This window comes from Gordonia asplenii, from assembly GCF_012933505.1.
Lineage (GTDB): Bacteria > Actinomycetota > Actinomycetes > Mycobacteriales > Mycobacteriaceae > Gordonia > Gordonia asplenii.
This window is the reverse complement of sequence record NZ_JABBNB010000008.1, coordinates 18,049-36,386: the sequence shown is the minus strand read 5'-3', so window position 1 is coordinate 36,386 and position 18,338 is coordinate 18,049. Positions and strand designations below refer to the sequence as shown.

Annotated in this window: 16 protein-coding genes and 1 pseudogene; 11 read left to right on the top strand and 6 right to left on the bottom strand. The window is 63.2% G+C overall.

Going from position 1 to position 18,338, the window contains the following annotated elements; translation table 11 throughout:
• The first annotated feature begins 47 nt into the window (after positions 1-47).
• Entirely contained in the window at positions 48-1,199 is a 1,152-nt protein-coding gene (locus HH308_RS09430) for an acetyl-CoA C-acetyltransferase (RefSeq protein ID WP_170193948.1), read from the top strand.
• 4 nt (positions 1,200-1,203) lie between these two features.
• Positions 1,204-2,358 (top strand): acyl-CoA dehydrogenase family protein, encoded by a 1,155-nt coding sequence (locus HH308_RS09425; RefSeq protein WP_170193947.1) that lies wholly within the window; start codon positions 1,204-1,206, stop codon positions 2,356-2,358.
• Positions 2,359-2,636: 278 nt separating this feature from the next.
• On the opposite strand, the gene HH308_RS09420 is transcribed toward HH308_RS09425, so the two are convergent.
• On the bottom strand, positions 2,637-3,500 hold the full coding sequence (locus HH308_RS09420) for an SDR family NAD(P)-dependent oxidoreductase (RefSeq protein ID WP_170193946.1): 864 nt from the start codon (positions 3,498-3,500) through the stop codon (positions 2,637-2,639).
• 72 nt (positions 3,501-3,572) lie between these two features.
• On the opposite strand from HH308_RS09420, the gene HH308_RS09415 reads away from it, so the two are divergent.
• Positions 3,573-4,577, top strand: a complete 1,005-nt coding sequence (locus tag HH308_RS09415) for an MBL fold metallo-hydrolase (protein ID WP_170193945.1) — start codon at positions 3,573-3,575, stop codon at positions 4,575-4,577.
• A 448-nt stretch (positions 4,578-5,025) separates the two neighbouring features.
• Here HH308_RS09415 and HH308_RS09410 read toward each other — a convergent pair whose 3' ends face one another.
• Positions 5,026-5,655: a TetR/AcrR family transcriptional regulator gene (locus tag HH308_RS09410; protein ID WP_170193944.1), complete on the bottom strand. Its 630-nt coding sequence runs from the start codon at positions 5,653-5,655 to the stop codon at positions 5,026-5,028.
• Positions 5,656-5,796: 141 nt separating this feature from the next.
• Between HH308_RS09410 and HH308_RS29735 the strand changes: the two are divergent.
• Both HH308_RS29735 and HH308_RS09405 read left to right on the top strand, forming a co-directional pair.
• Positions 5,797-6,192: pseudogene (locus HH308_RS29735) on the top strand (enoyl-CoA hydratase/isomerase family protein); the annotation flags it as partial.
• A gap of 39 nt (positions 6,193-6,231) precedes the next feature.
• Positions 6,232-7,404 (top strand): acyl-CoA dehydrogenase family protein, encoded by a 1,173-nt coding sequence (locus tag HH308_RS09405; protein WP_246284482.1) that lies wholly within the window; start codon positions 6,232-6,234, stop codon positions 7,402-7,404.
• A gap of 602 nt (positions 7,405-8,006) precedes the next feature.
• Here HH308_RS09405 and HH308_RS09400 read toward each other — a convergent pair.
• Complete coding sequence (locus tag HH308_RS09400; protein ID WP_170193942.1) at positions 8,007-8,798, bottom strand: enoyl-CoA hydratase/isomerase family protein; 792 nt, start codon at positions 8,796-8,798, stop codon at positions 8,007-8,009.
• 164 nt (positions 8,799-8,962) lie between these two features.
• Here HH308_RS09400 and HH308_RS09395 point away from each other — a divergent pair, with 164 nt between their 5' ends.
• The 6 genes from HH308_RS09395 to HH308_RS09370 all read left to right on the top strand — a co-directional run bounded on the left by HH308_RS09395 (position 8,963) and on the right by HH308_RS09370 (position 15,175).
• On the top strand, positions 8,963-10,588 hold the full coding sequence (locus HH308_RS09395; RefSeq protein WP_170193941.1) for a class I adenylate-forming enzyme family protein: 1,626 nt from the start codon (positions 8,963-8,965) through the stop codon (positions 10,586-10,588).
• A 207-nt stretch (positions 10,589-10,795) separates the two neighbouring features.
• Positions 10,796-11,440, top strand: a complete 645-nt coding sequence (locus HH308_RS09390) for a PaaI family thioesterase (protein WP_170193940.1) — start codon at positions 10,796-10,798, stop codon at positions 11,438-11,440.
• Between the two features lie 38 nt (positions 11,441-11,478).
• Complete coding sequence (locus HH308_RS09385) at positions 11,479-13,008, top strand: acyl-CoA synthetase (protein WP_170193939.1); 1,530 nt, start codon at positions 11,479-11,481, stop codon at positions 13,006-13,008.
• Between the two features lie 59 nt (positions 13,009-13,067).
• Positions 13,068-13,832, top strand: a complete 765-nt coding sequence (locus tag HH308_RS09380; protein ID WP_170193938.1) for an enoyl-CoA hydratase/isomerase family protein — start codon at positions 13,068-13,070, stop codon at positions 13,830-13,832.
• 6 nt (positions 13,833-13,838) lie between these two features.
• A complete protein-coding gene (locus tag HH308_RS09375) occupies positions 13,839-14,300 on the top strand; it encodes a nuclear transport factor 2 family protein (protein ID WP_170193937.1) in 462 nt (153 codons plus the stop codon).
• On the top strand, positions 14,297-15,175 hold the full coding sequence (locus tag HH308_RS09370; RefSeq protein ID WP_170193936.1) for an SDR family NAD(P)-dependent oxidoreductase: 879 nt from the start codon (positions 14,297-14,299) through the stop codon (positions 15,173-15,175). The genes HH308_RS09375 and HH308_RS09370 overlap by 4 nt, the downstream gene beginning before the upstream one ends.
• A gap of 6 nt (positions 15,176-15,181) precedes the next feature.
• Here the strand turns inward: HH308_RS09370 and HH308_RS09365 are convergent, their stop codons facing one another.
• Genes HH308_RS09365 through HH308_RS09355 form a run of 3 tightly spaced genes read right to left on the bottom strand, consistent with a single transcriptional unit; the run spans position 15,182 to position 18,338 of the window.
• Complete coding sequence (locus tag HH308_RS09365) at positions 15,182-15,670, bottom strand: nuclear transport factor 2 family protein (protein ID WP_170193935.1); 489 nt, start codon at positions 15,668-15,670, stop codon at positions 15,182-15,184.
• Positions 15,671-15,688: 18 nt separating this feature from the next.
• Positions 15,689-16,852, bottom strand: coding sequence for an acyl-CoA dehydrogenase family protein (locus tag HH308_RS09360; protein WP_170193934.1), 1,164 nt, complete (start codon positions 16,850-16,852; stop codon positions 15,689-15,691).
• Positions 16,845-18,338, bottom strand: coding sequence for a class I adenylate-forming enzyme family protein (locus HH308_RS09355; protein ID WP_170193933.1), 1,494 nt, complete (start codon positions 18,336-18,338; stop codon positions 16,845-16,847). Before HH308_RS09355 ends, HH308_RS09360 begins: the two co-directional genes overlap by 8 nt.

Genomic DNA, 18,338 nt, shown 5'->3' with positions numbered 1-18,338 from the left:
TTGATTCTATGTTAAATTCTAGCCATCCCAGATCGAAAGGAACACCCATGCCTGAGGCATATATCGTCGACGCCGTGCGCACCGCGGTCGGCAAGCGAGGCGGCGGCTTCGCGGAGTCACACCCCGCGGACATGGCCGCACATGTCATCAAGACTGTCGTCGGACGCAACCACTTCGACACCGCCGAGATCGACGACGTCATCCTGGGCTGTCTGGACAACATCGGCGCCCAGGCCGGCGACATCGCCCGGACCGCCGCCCTGGCCGCCGGGCTGCCGGAGAACGTGCCCGGCGTGACGATCGACCGGCAATGCGGATCGTCCCAGCAGGCCGTACATTTCGCCGCGCAGGCGGTGATGAGCGGAACGTCGGATCTGATCGTCGCCGGCGGCGTACAGAAGATGAGCCAGTTCCCCATCCTGTCGGCATTCGGCGCGGGTGAGCCCTTCGGATCCACCAACCCCTGGACCGGTTCGAAGGGGTGGCATGCACGCTACGGCGACGAGGAAATCTCCCAGTTCCGCGGCGCGGAAATGATTGCCGCCCAATGGAAGCTGTCCCGCGAAGACAATGAGAAGTTCGCCTACGACAGCCACCAACGCGCATTGCGGGCCATCGCCGAGGGCCGCTTCGAACGGGAGATCAGCGAGTTCGAGGGTGTGTCGGTCGACGAGGGTCCCCGCGCGGACACCACGTTGGAGAAGATGGCCGGTCTCAAGACCCTCACCGCCGACGGAGTTCTGACCGCCGGGGTGGCCAGCCAGATCTCCGACGGCGCCGCCGCTCTGTTGGTCGCGTCCGAAGCAGCGGTCAGCCGGTACGGTTTCACACCCCGGGCGCGAGTGCACCACATCTCGGTGCGCGGCGCCGATCCGGTCATGATGCTGGCGGCACCCATCCCGGCGACACAACACGCACTGAAGCGCGCCGGCATGACCATCGACGATATCGATGCCGTGGAGATCAACGAAGCCTTTGCCCCCGTTGTCCTTTCGTGGCTTGCCGAAATCGGCGCCGACCCGGCAAAGGTCAACATCAACGGTGGCGCGATCGCCCTCGGCCATCCGATCGGCGCGACCGGCGCCCGACTGATGACATCCCTGCTGCACGAGTTGGAGCGCACCGGCGGCCGCTATGGTCTGCAAACGATGTGCGAGGGCGGCGGGCAGGCCAACGTCACGATCATCGAGCGACTGTGACCCGATGGAACGCAACCTGTATGACGCCGACCACGAGCTCTATCGGGAGTCGGTGCGCGAGTTCCTGGACAGGGAGGTGGCTCCATTCGCCGACCAGTGGGACGACGATAAGTGGATCGATCGATCGGTGTTCGCGCGTGCCGCGAAAACGGGGTTGTACGCCCTGCAGATCCCTGAACAGTACGGCGGCTCAGGCGAATCCGATTATCGCTATCGGATGGTGGTGTGCGAGGAGATCGCTCGAATCAACGCGCTGTCGTTCGGATTGACGCTGAGCCTGCAGGACGACCTGGTGCTGCATTATCTGCTCGATCTCACCAACGACTCGCAGAAGCAGCGTTGGCTGCCTGGCTTCGCGGCGGGCGAGATCATCGGCGCGCTGGCGATGACCGAACCCGGTGCGGGTAGCGATCTACGGGGCATCCGCACTAGCGCAACCCGCGACGGCGATCACTGGATTCTCAACGGGCAGAAGACGTTCATCTCCAGCGGCATCATGGCCGATGTGCTGGTGGTGGCCGCGCGCACCGACCCGGTGGGCGGTTCGCGGGGATTTTCTCTGTTCGTCGTCGAGCGAGACACTCCGGGATTCGAGCGCGGCCGCAAGCTCGACAAGATCGGACTGCCCGCCCAAGACACCGCAGAATTGTTCTTCGCCGATGCGCGGGTCCCGGCGTCGAATCTGCTCGGCGAAGAGGGTCGCGGTTTGGGGTACCTGATGAGTCATCTGCCGCGCGAACGGCTTGGGTTGTCTGCCAAGGCGATCGCGACCACACGCGCGATATTCGATCTCACCGTCGACTATTGCAAGGACCGGCCGATGTTCGGGCAGCGATTGGTGGACTTTCAAACGACACGCTTTGAGCTCGCCGAATTGGAGACCGAGATCGATGTCGCCGAAGCATATGTGGACCGCAGTGTGCTCGCCTACAACGCGGGTACTCTCACCGCCGTCGACGCCGCAAAAGGCAAGTGGTACATAAGCGAACTGCAGAAACGGGTCATCGACCGCTGCCTGCAGTTGCACGGCGGATACGGGTACATGCGCGAGTACGCGGTCGGCAAGGCGTACATCGACACCCGGATCCAGACGATCTACGGCGGCACCACCGAGGTGATGAAAGAGATCATCGGCCGGGAAATCGCGCGCGAGAAATGACTGAAGTTTCTACTCGTACCGCCGTCGATCTCCGATCCGACCCGGCGTCGCGGTCGATGGTGGTGCGACGTCGGCTCCATGTCGTGGGTGCCTCGCGAAGCGCAGACCGGCGGTTCGCGAAGCACCCACGATCGGCCGGATTCATCGAACACCGTCGAGGTGATATTCGGTTGCCCAATTCCCACCCGCGCCACCACGACTGGCCCGAGTACCTCGACGCCGTTACCGGCCAACCATGCTGCGACAGGTGGCAGGATCGCCGGTCGTCACTGACGCGATCACCCCAGCGGATTCTTTCCCGGCACGGCTACCGACATATCGGTGATCTCCGACCACTTCTGTGCCACTTCCTGCGGCGTGGGCGGCTGCGCAAACTGGACTCCCGCGTTGGCGAATTGCTGCACACGCTGTACCTGCCCGCCGCCGACGACGAACACGTTGGCGGTATCGGTGCACTCCTCGGAGACCAGGTGTGTGATGACCGGCGCCACGAACGCGGGCGGCAGTTTCGCCAAGAATTCTGCGGGCGCGATGTCTTCGGTCATGCGAGTCGCGGCCAGCGGCGCAACGGCGTTAGCGGTGATACCGCTCTTCGCACCTTCGATCGCGAGGGTGTTCATCAGGCCCACCAGACCCAGTTTTGCCGCACCATAGTTGGCCTGGCCGAAGTTGCCGTACAGTCCCGACGTCGAGGTCACAAACACGATCCGACCGAACTTCTGCTCGCGGAAGTGTGACCAGGCCGCCCGTGCCATGTTGTATCCGCCGTAGAGGTGCACCTGGACAACGGCGTCCCACTGCTCGTCGGACATCTTGGCGAACGAGGCGTCACGGAGAATGCCCGCGTTGCTGACGACTCCGTGCACTGCACCGAAGGTTGCCACCGCGGCCTGCACCATCGCGGCAGCGCCTTGAGGAGTGGCCACCGAATCGTAGTTGGCGACGGCCTCGCCGCCTGTCTCCTTGATCTCGGCGACGACACCATCGGCCATCGCCGAGCCCGCGCCGGAACCATCGCGTGCCCCACCGAGGTCATTGACCACAACCTTGGCACCGTGTGACGCCAACGACAGAGCGTACTCGCGGCCGAGCCCTCCCCCTGCTCCGGTTACGATCACGACTCGATCCACTACACCCGTCACGACTGCCCCTTCCATTCGGTACGATTCGAATCAAATATAGATTAATTTAAATTGGAAAGGCAAGGCCCCGTTGTGACAACAGCTTCGCAGCAGTACAGCCAGCTCCTCGCCGATGACGTCCGACACATCCCTCTCCCGCTACCCCTCCCAGACCTCCGCGAGATCAATTGTTTCGCAATCATCGGGCCGTCCGGAATCACTCTGATCGACCCGGGATGGAATGACGAGCCGAGCGAGCACGCGATCCGACGCGCCCTATCGGAATTGGACGCCACCCCGGCCGACGTCGAGCAGATTTTCGTGACTCATTCACATTGGGATCACTACACCCGCGCGCTGGAATGGCAACAACGGCACGGCATTCCGGTGTATCTCGGTCGCGAGGAGCATCACACGATCGACGCGTTCGACATGTCTCACGGTCCGTATCCACATCAAGCCGCCCTTCTACGGCGATGCGGCGCAACAGAACTCGCCGACGCCGTCGACCGCCTGGAACTGGAAGACTTCGAGACCGAGCAGCCATTCGGCCCTCCCGACCAGTGGATCGCCGATCGCCAGGAATTTGCTTGCGGCGCTTACCGTTTGCGGTCGCATTGGACGCCCGGACACACGCGCGGACACACGGTGTACGAGCTAGTCGACACCCCGCTGCTGTTCACCGGCGATCACCTTCTCCCACGGATCACCCCCTCGCTGGGGTTCGAGCACATCCCGGAAGACTCGCCGCTGACATCGTATCTGGCTTCGCTGCGCAAGTTCGTCGACGCTGCGGATGGCCTCATGCTGCCCGCACACGGGTCGACATCGTTCGCGACGCAGCCGCGCGCTGCGGAATTGTTGGAGCATCACCGTCTACGTCTTTCGGAGATACGCGATCTGGTGGCCGCCGGCCACACGACTGCGTTCGCCGTCGCCGAGCAGATGCGTTGGACCCGCCATGCACGCACCATCAGCGACCTCGCCCCCCTGCACGCGATGACTGCAGTCCTGGAAGTCCGGTCACATCTGCAGCATCTGGTACGCGAAGGAGAACTCTCGGTCGTCGAGGACGAGGTGCAGCGCTACCAGGCCTGACGACACGGCCTCGGCGGCATTTGATGATCTTGTCAAGTCCGCCATCGCCGACGTCGCGCCCGCCCGCGATCGTGGCAAGTACCTGACATGATGGGCGCGGTATTGGCTGCGTCCTCAGTTGCCGGTCCGATGCTGGGCGATTGGCTCACTGAAAGGCCCGGCCGGCGCTGGGCGTTCAGGACCATCGCGCCCGCCGCGCGTCGGCGCAGCCCCGATGGGCGTCGGCTTGGTGCCGCTGTCCACGCTTGAGATCGATAGCGCCACATCGACCATTGAGCGCCTACCGCAAGGTGGGCCGGTAGCTCCGGAGTCAAACCACAGCGGTAGTCACAGCGCAAATCCTTCGTGTGCGACCCACCAGAACATGGCCCTGGGCGGATGACGTCCCGCGGAGCGATCACAATCCGACTCGTCAAACGTGACGGGAAGATCCGACCCACAGGCGATCTCACAACCGATACAGCGTCTGCCAGATGATGTCGGTCAGCGCGTCCACGTTTCGCTGGACCATGCGGGGCTTGGCCACCCGCACCTGCTGGTAAAGCCCCCGTTCGACCATCCACACGATCCACCCGGCGGTCGGTTCGGGGTCAACGTCGGGTCGGACAAAGCCGGCCGCCTGCCCGCGCTCGATGTGTTTGGCCAGTTCGGCATGGCCGGCAGCGAACATGCTGTGGAATTCCTCGCGGACAACCGGATCCGACGTCGACGCCTCTGCCAACGCGGCCAATAGTCGCTGCCGCTTTCGATACGTCTTGATGATCTGCTCCACAGCGGCGCGCAGTTTGTCGTGACTCACTCCGTCTTCCAGACCCATCCACAGGCGCGCCGCGTCGACCACATCGCCGACGACGCCTTCGCCGAGCGCGCGCAACAGATGCCCCAGATCGTCGAAGTGCGCATAAAACGTCGACCGAGCAATGCCGGCTCGTGAAATCACTTGCTCGACGCTCAGGTCCGCAAACGGGACACCTTCCACCAGCAGCGCCTCTGCGGCCTCGGTGGCCCGACGAATTGTGGCAGCTCGTTGGCGCTCCCGTCCGGGCGTGCGGGCCGGTTCTCGCTGTCGCGTTGGCATCGCGCCATCCTATCGCTCGCGCTGGGGCCGCCCCACGCACACACCGTCGGCGCCGCGGGAGCGCGCTGGCGTAAAACTCGAACACGATGTACGTTATCAGGAAGCCGAACATCTTGTTCGAATAATTTCGGGAGAATCATCATGGATGCGATGTCGGCGCAGTACACCGCCATCAGCGTCACCGGCACCGGTGCGCGGCGACACGTCGAACTCAACCGCCCCGATCGCCACAACGCACAGAACCTGACGATGTTGCCCGACCTCGGTGCAACCTGGAACCTACCGCGACTCGTCGGGCATCAGCGTGCTCTCGACCTCATCCTGACCGGGCGTCCAATCACCGGCGCCGAAGCCTCCGCACTGGGCGTGGCGCTGCAGTCGGTCGCCGCCGACGCGCTCGACGACGCCGTGGTGACTTACGCCGAACGGATCGGCGGACTCTCCCGGGTAGCCGTCGCGTCCGTCAAGGCCTCCGTCGACGCCACCGACGAGAACACCAGCCTGAAATCTCAGGAGCCGGGCAGGCAGCTGCATTCGTCAGTACGGCAGCCGAAACCAATTGCAGGAGAACACATTATGACCGCACAGCTCACAGGTACCGCGGGGGCCAGCACCATCCATGGCCCAGAACATGCCCAGTTCCGAGACACCGTCAGCACATTCATCGAACGCAACGTGGTGCCGCACTTCGAGCGATGGGAAGCCACGAAGGTCGTCGACCGCGAGTTCTTCGCACAGGCGGGTGAAGCCGGCCTTCTGCTCTTCGCCACACCCGAGGAGTTCGGCGGCGCGGGCATCGACGACTTCCGATTCAATGCGATCGTCAACGATGAGTTCTCCAGGGCCGGGCTGGGATCGGCCGGCCTTGGACTCGCGCTGCAGAACGACGTCGTCGGACCCTACCTACTCGGTCTGACCAACGACGAGCAGAAGGCACGCTGGCTGCCCGGCCTCACCTCGGGCGAACTCATCGGCGCCATCGCCATGACCGAACCCGGCACCGGCAGCGACTTGTCTGGCATCGCGACCGGCGCGGTGCGCGACGGCGACGAGTACGTCATCAACGGCGCAAAGACGTTCATCTCGAACGGACAGAACTGCGACCTGGTCATCGTCGCCGCACGCACCTCCGACGATCGACACAAGGGGCTGACCTTGATCGTCGTCGAAACGGGGACAACGGGATTCGAGAAGGGACGCAACCTCGACAAGCTCGGTTTGCACGGCCAAGACACCAGCGAACTGAGTTTCACCGACGTGCGAGTGCCCGTCGCCAATCGCCTCGGCACCGAAGGCGAAGGCTTTCTCCAATTGATGCGCAACCTCCCCCAGGAGCGGTTGTCACTCGCCGTCTCAGCCGTCGGGGCCGCGGAGGGAACTCTGGCGCGGACCATGGACTACGTCAAGGAACGCAAGGCATTTGGCCAGCCGATCGGGTCGTTCCAGAACAGCCGATTCGTGCTCGCCGAATTGGAGACAGAGATCAGCATCGCACGCGTGTTCGTGGATCACTGCGTGGATCTACTTGTGCGCAAAGAGCTTTCCTCGGTTCAGGCCGCAAAGGCAAAGTGGTGGACCACCGAACTGCAGCTACGCACCGCAGACCGCTGCCTGCAGTTGCACGGCGGATACGGCTACATGCGCGAGTATCCGGTGAGCAGGGCTTTCGTGGACGCCCGTATCCAAACGATCTACGGTGGCACCACCGAGATCATGAAGGAAATCATCGGCCGATCGATGGGATTGTGACCGCGACACCGATGCTCGACGCTCCCCCGATCAGATCGCGGGGTACCTCGGGTTAGCTGTCACGCGGCGGCACGACGGATCCGTCGAGGTGGTTTGCCAGCGGTGGACTCTGACCAGTGACATGAGCGTTCGTCTGCACGCCTGCACTCTCTTCGACGATGCCGTGCAGATCGAATCTTCCACCGGCTCAGTCACATTGGGCTTCAGTGAGCCTACTCGCAACCCGTGGGAAATCTTCCACGGAGCAGTTCTCGGGCATCTGGCGCTATCTGCTGCGGCGCACGCTGGCGTGTCCACGCCGAAGCACCTGACGATCCGCTACTTGCGCCCGGTGACCGCCGACGGCGCGGTCCCTACTGCGATCACGTCCACGGCAATCGGCACCGACGTCGGCCTCGCAACTGTGGAACTACGCCAACTCCGCCGACGCACTTGCTTGCCAAGCCTACGCGAGCGGCACGAGGTAGCGTACGGACCTACCGACTCGAATTCCTCACCGCTCCAACATGTTTCGCATCATCAAATTCGACCTGATAGGACACATTCGACTCCAAACGAAGTCGCATCTGTCCTGCCAGGTCGAACTTGTTCGCGGGAGGCGCCTACAGCGCGGCCCGCTCGGTGGCCCGACTGCGGCCCGACTTCAGCTTCTCCAGACCGCTGGCGATCCGCTCGGCGAACAGACCACGCTGCACCAGGTCGTGGGTGACGCGCAGCTCATAGGCGGTGGCGCCCACGTGATCCATATTCTGCGCGCGCAATGCGACCTCCTTGAGAACGGTGCTGAGCTCAGCCCCATTCTCGGCGATCTGCTTCGCGAGCCGCAGCGCGTTCTCCCGCAGGGCGCCTACCTCGACGAGTTCGTCGACCAAGCCGACCCGCAGACCCTCCTCGGCCGAGATCGGGTCGCCGGTGAACAACATCCGCCGCGCACGTTGCGTGTTCATCTTGCCCAGCATGCCGTGGTAGAAGCCATTCATCGCGTACTTGACCTGCGTCGAACCGAAGGATGCAGTCTTGGTGGCGATGGTGATGTCACACATGTTGGCCACGTCCATGCCATAGCCGGGCGCGACGCCAGCGACCGCAGCAACTGTCGGCTTGCGGTAGTCGTAGATGGCGACCATGAGTTGCAATGCCAGATCGGTGAACTTGGTGCGATCGGAATCTTTGGTGTCCTGCAGGACGTCCAGCGCCCAACCCGCACAGAAGTAGTCCTCATTTCCGATGATCAACACCGCCGCAACCTCATCGTCGTAGGCCCAGGCGTCGAGCGCCGCGATGATTTCTCGGTGCAGTTCCCACCCCAGCGCGTTCCGCTTTTCCGGATGATTCAGCTGCATGATGCCGACGCCGTCTTCGACAGAGGCGAGGAGGTACTTGAAAGTCGCCATGCGAATTCCTTTGGTAGTCAACGATTGTGTCCGCCCGAGCGCGGCAGTGCTCGACCATCGTCGGGCATGCAACAAAGAATACATCGCGTACGAATTTATTGCCAGAACTTTCCGAACATGATGTAGTGTTTGTTGCACCTGACACACCGATGGTTGGAGAGACCATGCCGCTTACCGCCAGCCGCGCCCAGACCTACGTCGAGCAGGGCCTGTGGACAGACGAACGCATCGGCGACCTAGTCACCAATCAGGCAGCCAAGTACCCCGACCGCGAACTCTTCTCCTTCGGCGGCCAACGACTCACCTACGGTCAATTCGCTGCCTGGACCGAGTCGGTCGCGGCGACCATGGTCGCCGCGGGCGTCGGTCAGGGCGATCGCATCTTGGTGCAGCTACCCAATTGCCTTGAGGCACTGGTACTTCAGGTTGCGGCATTTCGCATCGGCGCGGTGAACGTACCCGTGGTCCCCATCTACCGTGAACACGAAACCGCACAGATCATCGCCGACAGCCGCCCCTCGGTGGTCGCTGCCGCGGCGACGCTCGGGTCGCGCACCCCGACGGCCGAGATCGATGGGGCGCTGGCCGAGCACAACCACACCCCTCGATTGAAGTTCGCCATCGACGGCAACCACGACGGCTGGGCCACAGTCCCCGGCGTCGACGCGCCCCCTCCGACGAATGTCCCTCTGCCCGAACCACTTGCCGCCGATCAGCCAGCGCTCATTCTCTATACGTCGGGAACCACCTCGGCTCCTAAGGGGGCACTGCTGAGCTCGCGGGCACTGATCGCACACCTGCGCAACTTCGCCGATGTCGGCGAACTCGATGAGTCGACGGTGCTGGCTGCAGCCACCCCCCTGTCACATCTCGGCGGCTTCATCGCCGGCGTTATCTTCCCGGCCTACCTCGGTGCCCGCTCGGTGATCATGCCCGGGTGGAATGCCGATGCGGCCGTCGAAGTCATCGAGCGCGAGGGCGTTACGCTGATGATGGGCGCCACTCTGTTCCTACAGGATCTGGTCGACCGGTATCAGCGCGGCGCCGGCCCCACCCATCGACTCACCGACTACATGGCGGCTGGCGCCACCATCCCGCCCTCGCTCATCCATGACGCTCAGGCCGTCGGCATTCAGGCCACCCGGTGCTACGGAATGACCGAGACCGCCGGAATCTGCACTGCGGCAAGACGATCCGACCTCATCGAGCAACGTGCGGAGTGGGATGGTCGCATTCTCGACGGCATGGAAATCGAGTCCGTCGACGATCTGCGCCAGCGTCTGCCCGCTGGCCAGATCGGCGAACTACGCATCCGCGGCCCACAGCTGTTCGACGGCTACACCGACAAGGTGGTGACCGCCGCGCAGATCGACAGCGACGGTTGGTTCTATCCCGGCGACGTCGGACAGGTCATCGACGGATGGGTCCGCATGACCGGTCGATCCAAGGACATCGTCAATCGCGGCGGTGAGAAGTTCTCCACTCAAGACATCGAATCCGCGCTGCTCTCGCACCCCGACATCGCTCAAGCCGCGGTCACCGCGGTGCCCGACGACAGGTTCGGCGAAGCGGTCGGCGCCTGGATCAGCCTGCACGACGGAATCGAGTGGGACGGTGCGCAGAAGTTCCTTGCTCACCTGGACGCGATGAAACTCGCCCGCGCGAAGCTTCCGGTGCAGTGGCATGTGGTGGCGTCAATTCCGACCACGGCGTCGGGCAAGATCCAGAAGTTCCGGTTGGTCGATCTCAACGACCTGGCTACCGAACTCGCCGCGCGTCTGGACAACTGATCCATGAACTCCCCTGTGGCACCGACTGATCCGGACGGCTCGACCTTCGACCGCGACTTCGCGTCGGCAATTGCTCGACCGGTCGATCCGATCGGTCCGACTGGAAAACCAGACGCCGTCTTTGGCGTCCGATTGCTCGGGGCGAGCGAGAACCATACGGCAGCGGACTGCGTAAAGCCTTCTGGCAGCGGCAATCCCGGGTGGCTGATGACACTCGTCGATCTGTTGCTCGCGCGGGGAGCACTTCGGCCAGGATCACCGCACAGTTGCGTGACCCTGCGGATGGATCTCAACGTCAACGCGGCCGCGTTCGCCACCGCAACCCACATTCGCGGACTCACCCGGCATAGTTTCGCCGACGACAACCTCACCATGGGCACCTGCGAGCTGCGCGGTGACGATGGCGTGTTGCTCGCAACCGGCATGGGGATGTTCGTCTCTATCGACGCCGCGCTGCCAATGCCTTTCATACCTACTGAACCCCATACGGATTCGACGTCGTTGACCGAGTTGCTTGAGTTTGTCCCCGATATGACGCGGACCACCGTGACATGGCCGATCAGGGAGTGGACGGCAAATCCCTCCGGTGTGGTGCACGGCGGCGTGCAGGCGGCAGCGTTGTTCGCCGCCATCGAGAATCTTGCCGTCGTCGACACCGGCGCACCCGTCGCCTTCGGCAACTGCAGTGTCGAGTACCTTCGCCCGTTGCCCGCCGACGACACGGAACTCACCGTCGGCGTCACGGCCACTCGGCGCGGTAGGCAGTTCGCCACCTACGACGCCCAGCTCTACGCCGCCGACGGTCGAGTCGGAACGAAAGCCACTGCGACCCTTCGCCTCCCGGTCACCTGACGCTCCGTCCATTCCCTTGCAAGACAGGAAACTCTGCCATGTATCCAGGAATCACCGCCCAACAGCACCCCAACAAGATCGCCGTCGTCATCGCCGATTCGGGCCGGTTGATCACCTACCGCGAGCTCGACGACTCATCGGCGGCACTGGCTCGCGCCTTCCGCAACGCCGGCCTGGGCCGGGGCGACTCGGTTGCCCTACTCACCACCAATACCCTTGAGGCACTGGTTGTTTACTGGGCCACCCGCCGCGTCGGCCTCTACGTCACCGCCGTCAATCGGCACCTGCGCTCCGAGGAGATCGCCTATATCGTCGACGACAGTGAGGCGCGCGCCTTCATTGTGGCCGCGGACCTCGCGGACCTGGCTGCAACGGCCAGTGAGCGTTCGAAGAATCTGGAACTGCGCCTCGCGTTCGGCGGCCAGGTCGACGGGTTTGGCTCCTACGAAGAAGCCATCACCACCGAAGGCGATGCACTGACCGACCAGCCGTGCGGCGCGATGATGCTGTATTCGTCTGGGACCACCGGATTTCCGAAGGGCATCAAACCACCGCTGCCCGACCGGCAGGTCGACGAACCCGGCGAGCCGCTTTACGTCCTCCTCGACAAGTTCTTCAACTTGAGCAGCGACGACGTGTATTTGACCACCGCCCCGATCTATCATGCAGCCCCACTCGGGTGGTCCGCCGGACTCCTCGCCATTGGTGCCACGGTCGTCATCGCACCCGGCTTCGACGCCGAGCAAGCACTCGGCTTCATTGAGAAGTACCGGATCACTGCCACCCAAATGGTGCCCACGATGTTCGTGCGGCTGCTCAAACTCCCTGAGCCCGTGCGCAAGCGATTCGACATCTCCAGTCTGCGGGTCCTCGTCCATGCTGCTGCACCGTGTCCGATCGACGTCAAGCGGGCGATGATCGACTGGGTGGGCCCCATCCTGTTCGAGTACTACAGCGCCACCGAAGCGAACGGTTTCACGTTCATCAGCACGCCGGAATGGCTGGAGCGGCCCGGCTCGGTCGGCAGAAGCGTGATGGGCGTCGCCCACATCTGCGACGACGCCGGCACCGAGTTGCCCGCACGCGACGTCGGCACCATCTACTTCGAGCGCGACGTCCTGCCGTTCGAGTATCACCGAGCGCCGGAAAAGACTGCGGCAGCACAACATCCTGCTCACCCCACCTGGACCGCGGTCGGTGATGTGGGCTACCTCGATGAGGACGGCTATCTCTTCCTCACTGACCGCAAGACCTTCATGATCATCTCCGGCGGAGTGAACATCTACCCGCAGGAGATCGAAGACGCTCTCGCGCTGCACCCGAAAGTGTTCGACGTCGCCGTCATCGGGGTGCCCGACGAGGAGATGGGTGAACAGGTGAAGGCCGTTGTGGTGGTTGAACCCGGCACCGTAGCCGACACCGCTACCGCCGATGAGTTGATCGCCTATGCACGGGATCGAGTGGCGCACTACAAGGCCCCCAAGAACGTTGACTTCGTCGAAGAGTTACCTCGTACCCCGACCGGAAAGCTCCAGAAGAACCGTTTGCGATCCCAATACTGGCCGTAAACCGTTGCGGCCCAATCCTGTCTACTACCAACCTCGCTTCATCGAAAGGACCCGACACCATGTCGAACACCTATACCGAAATCACCACCGCCATCGCCGACGGCGTCGGCACGATTACCTTCAGTCGCTACGAGCGGCGCAATGCGCTGAGCCTGGAGTTGTTCGCCGACCTGAGCGATTGCCTCGACGACTGGGCGACCAACGACGATGTCGCGTGCGTCGTCATCACCGGTGGTGAGGAAATCTTCTGTGCCGGTTTGGATTTGAAGCTGCAGTCGATGTTCACCAACCAGGAGCGTCGCGATGCCTACTCCAACGCGTGTCTGCGCGCCTATGGAGCGATCCTCGACTACCCCAAGCCCACGATCGCCGCGGTCGGCGGCCCCGCGTTGGGTGGCGGCTGCGACATCGCGGTGTTCTGTGACATCCGGATCGGCGCCGACAACGCGATCATGGGATTCCCCCAGATCAAGATGGGCCTGACCCCCTACTTCTCACCGCTCTGGAAGATTGTCGGCCTAAGCCAGGCCAAGCTGCTCACGTTCTCCGGCGACAAGATCGACGCCGCTGAGGCAGCGCGTATCGGGCTGCTCGATCGTCTCGTTCCGGCGGGCACCGTCGTTGAGGCCGCGACCACGCTCGCTCGTTCCATCGCCGAAACCACCACGGCGTCGGCGATCAACAACAAGGAAATGGCCCGCCGCTCGCCGGCGATGGATCCGATCAGCGCTCTTACCTACGAGACTCTGGCCTACCGCGAGGTGATCTGGCACTCCGACGTGGTTGACCGTATTGGCGCCGCCTACAAGCGAATCAGCAAGTAGCCCACCATGGAATTCCTTGACGACTTCTCTACCCGATGGCTCCAGGCGTGGAACTCACACTCCACCGAGCAGGTCTTGAACCTGCTGCACCCCGATATCACCTGGGATGACCGGGTATTCTGGCCCGATGTTATCCACGGCATCGACGGCATGCCCGCCTATGTCGACAAGATCTGGGAAGCGATGCCCGATGTCGCGTTCGACGAGATCGAACGGTTCTCGTCGGCCGACCACAGCCGGGGCATCGTGTTGTTCCGTCAGTACGGGCACGGCCCAGCCAAGCTGAATCCGGAAGCGGCTTACGATTCGCACGGCTGTGACATATTTCTGGCCTTCGCCGACGCCAAACTGCTCAATTACAAAGCGGCGTACGACATTTCCGACATGCTGATTCAGCTCGGCGCGCTACCTGAGCGCGGAAACAAGCTCGGCGGCGCGTACCTGATGTCGTTGCGCGGTCGCTCATGACTGGGGCCGCGCCTGGACCGCTGGCGGGCTCGGCCGTGGTCGTCACCGGTTCCACGCGCGGCCTCGGTCGGGCCTTCGTCCAGGCTCTCGCCGCGGCGGGCGCGGCCGTTGTCGTCAATGGCACGAGCCAAGAATCTACCGACCTCGTCGTCGCCGAGATTCGACAAACCGGTGCCACCGCAACGGGTTTCGCCGGCTCCGTCGCCGATCACGGCTTCTGCCGAGAACTCATCGAAGGATGCGTGAGCACGTTCGGGCGGGTCGATATGCTGGTGAACAACGCTGGGATCACTCGCGATCGTTCCTTCGCCAAGATGACCGCAGCCGAGTTCGACGAGGTTGTCGCAGTGCATCTGCGCGGCACCTTCTCGTGCAGTTCGGCTGCGGCACAAGCAATGCGAACAGCAGGTACCGGTGGGCGAATCCTCAACATCACCTCCGGTTCCGGCCTGTTCGGGATGTTCGGCCAGGCCAACTATGCCGCGGCGAAGGCCGGCATCGTCGGGTTGACCCGGGTGATGGACGCGGAGCTGCACCGGCACGGCATCGCCGTGAACTGCCTTGCACCGGTCGCTGCCACCGACATGACTGGGATCTTCGACGCCGACGGCGGTGTAACACACTCGCAGCAGTTCCCGTCACCGGAATCGGTGGCGCCCGTCGTGGTCCATCTCGCGCGGGCGTCGATCGACGTCCACGGCCAGTGCCTGTCGTTCGACGGAACCGATCTGTCGGTGTGGTCCCATCCGCGGGCGACGGCGACGTGGTCACGTGAAAGCGGTTGGCAGCAAGTAGATTTCGACAACCTTCCGATCGTCGAGGCGCTGCAGTTCCCTAACCCCGACCGATGGGGTTCGGGAGCAGGAAAAGGCTGAACACCGCTACGGCTGGCTCCTTAGCGACATCAGATATGCCGCACCGAGTCGGTTGCCCCGTGGCGGAATGAGGCCGAGTTGACGACACATCTCGACGATCTCGTAGCCCGCCTGGTAGTGACTCAACTTGCCATCACTGAAGGCGCGAAGTACATCGCACCCTTCGAATGCGAAGCGCTTACCCGTAGCCAGATGGGCTGGGGCACTTCCTGTTTGACACCACAACACGACTGCTCCGGTGCCGTCTGGTTTGAAGTAACGATCGAGCTCCTCGACGTCGTAGTCGGGCGTCGTGCTCCACACGACGTCGAGGTAGCAGGTGAGTTCTTCGTGGCCGTGAACAACTTTCGGCCAGAACACGGTGTCATCCCATACGATGTCCGGAGTGGTCAGGTTGACCACCGCTTGGGTGTCGCGCGCCTTCAGCGCACGGAACCATTCATCGCAGAAGGCCTCGAGGTCGACCGGCAAGGCGCCCCGTCGCGATTGTGCCATTTGTTTCCGTCCGATCATCTAGTTGCAGTGGCGGTATCGCACCGACTGCCCAACAAGCGATTTCGCGATGGAATCGCGGAGGATCTGATTCGTGCCCGCAGCGATCTCGTACAGCTTGGACTCGCGCCAATAGCGTTCCATCCCGTACTCCGTCATGTAGGAATAGCCGCCGAGAATCTGCATCCCACCGTTGGCGCACGACGTTCCTGCTTCCGAGCCGGCGATCTTGGCAACGGCCGATTCGTGGCCACACGGCGCTCCACTCTGCAATTTGTCGGCGGCACGCTCGATCAGCAGTCGAGCCGAGTCGACGCTGATCACCATGTCAGCAAGGAGGTGCGCGATCGCCTGGTGCTCGACGATGGCCTTGCCGAACTGCTTGCGCTCACACGCATACGCACGCGCTTTGTCCAATGCGCCTTGTGCGATACCCAATCCCATTGCCCCAGTGCACACCCGCTCACTGTCCAGCGCGGCAAAGAGAATATCGAGTGCGCCGCCCACGTCACCGACGATCTCCGTTCGCGGCACGCGCACATCGGTGTAGAACACCTCACACGTGTGTGCCGCCTGCCCGGCCATCTTGTCCAACGGCCGCACCTCGATCCCGTCGGCGTCGGCAGGGACTAGGACGAACGTCAGCGCGCCACGAAACCGCGCCTGTGCCGATGTCCGGACCAAGGTCAGAATCCGGCCAGCAGTGTCTGCACCGGTAGTGAACACCTTCTGCCCGTTGATCACCACGCTGTCGGAGTCCAGTGCACCGGTCGTACGCAACGCACCAAGATCGGACCCTGCCTCGGGTTCGGTGAGTGCTACCGACACCCGCAGATCACCTGCCGCGATCTGCGGGAGAATCCGCGCCCGCAGATCGGCACTGCCATACCGCGCCACCGCGCGACCGGCCACGGACACCGTTGTGAGGTACACCCACGCGAGAGCTCCACTGACACGCGCGAGCTCTTCGACGACAACGCACAGCGCTCGATAGTCGGGCCCCACCCCGCCGTAGCGTTCGTCGAACGTCAGGCCGGTGACCCCTAGGGCAGCGAGTCCACCGAGCACCTCGTCTGGGAAGCGCTCGGCACGGTCCCACCGGGCGACATCGGCGTCGGAGGCGATCCGACTCAGATAGCCGCGCAATGCATTTCGCAAGTCGCGGAGTTCAACATCGTCAGCCAAGCGACCCCGCCTCCCGGTCTGCCCGCAACACGTGCTTGAGGATTTTTCCGACGGCGTTGCGGGGCAGTTCCTCGACGCGCTCGAAGCTACGAGGGCATTTGTAGCCAGCAATCCGCTGGCGGCACCATTCATCAAGCGCGCCATCGTCGATCGCGCTGGTTTCAACGATCAGAGCATGAACCCGCTGCCCCCACCGTTCATCGGCAAGCCCGATCACTGCGGCGTCGGCGACGTCGGGATGCGCTAAAAGCGCCGCCTCCACTTCACGGCAAAAGACGTTCTCGCCGCCGGTGATGATCATGTCTTTAACGCGGTCACTGACGAACAGATAGCCCTCGTCGTCGACGTATCCGGCGTCGCCGGTGAGCAGGTAACCGTCGACCAGCGCCGCCGCTGTCGCATCGGGATTGCCCCGATAACTATGCATCAGTCCCGGTCCGGAAATTGCGATCTCCCCGACTTCGCCGACCGCTGCGGGTTGTCCATCGGGTCGTCGAATCATCAACTCGTAGAACGGCAACGGCTGCCCCGCTGCTCGGAGCCGACTCTCGTCACCCAATGTGTGATCGGCGGGGCCAAGCAACGTTGCGATGCCCGCTTCGGTCATCCCGTAGAACTGGGCCATCTCGCACTCGAAGGTGGACAAGGCTTGGTCCAACACCACCGGAGCGATCGGCGAAGCGCCGTAGTACACGGTCCGCAATGACCCCAGATCACCGTCGTAGGACCCCCGTGCCTCCACAAGCGCGGAGATGATGGTCGGCACCATGATCGCCCGGGTCACCTTCTCCATGCTGATCGTCCATAGTGTGTCGGCCGGGTCGAAATCACGGACGATGACAACCGGGCAGGCGCTGATCGTGTAGGCGAAGGAGACCAGCGAGGCGAGATGAAACAGCGGCAGGGTTTGCAGAAAGACATCGTCGACGTCGATATCGAGACCCGTTGTCAGACTGGCGATTCGGCCAAACAACGTGGCGTTGGTGATCTGCGCGCCCTTGGGCGCACCGGTGGTGCCACTGGTGTAGGCGATCTGCGCGATGGCGTCGCCGTCGAGATGCACCCGAGACAGGGGCCGAGTCCGCGACAAGCGTTCTTCATAGGAACCGTCGACCCCAAGTTGGAAGTGGATACGGACAGATATGCCGGCGCCGAGCTTCTCGAATCCCGGACCTGTGATGAGAACTGCTGGCGCACAATCGGATACGATCGCCACCACCTCTGCGGGGGCCAACCGGAAGTTCACCGCAACCAGCGACGCACCAGCCCGTTGGCAGGCGACCTGGATCTCTAGGAACTCCAGTTCATTCTTGGCGATGAGCATGACGCGGTCGCCGCGCGTGACACCGACCTCAATCAGCGTCTGGGCTAGTCGGCTCGCACGATCATCGACGTCGGCAAACGTCAACGTGGTGCCGTCGAGCGTGACGCAGGCACGCGCCAGCGCCTGCGTGACGCCACGAGACAGGAGGTCTGGCACGAACAT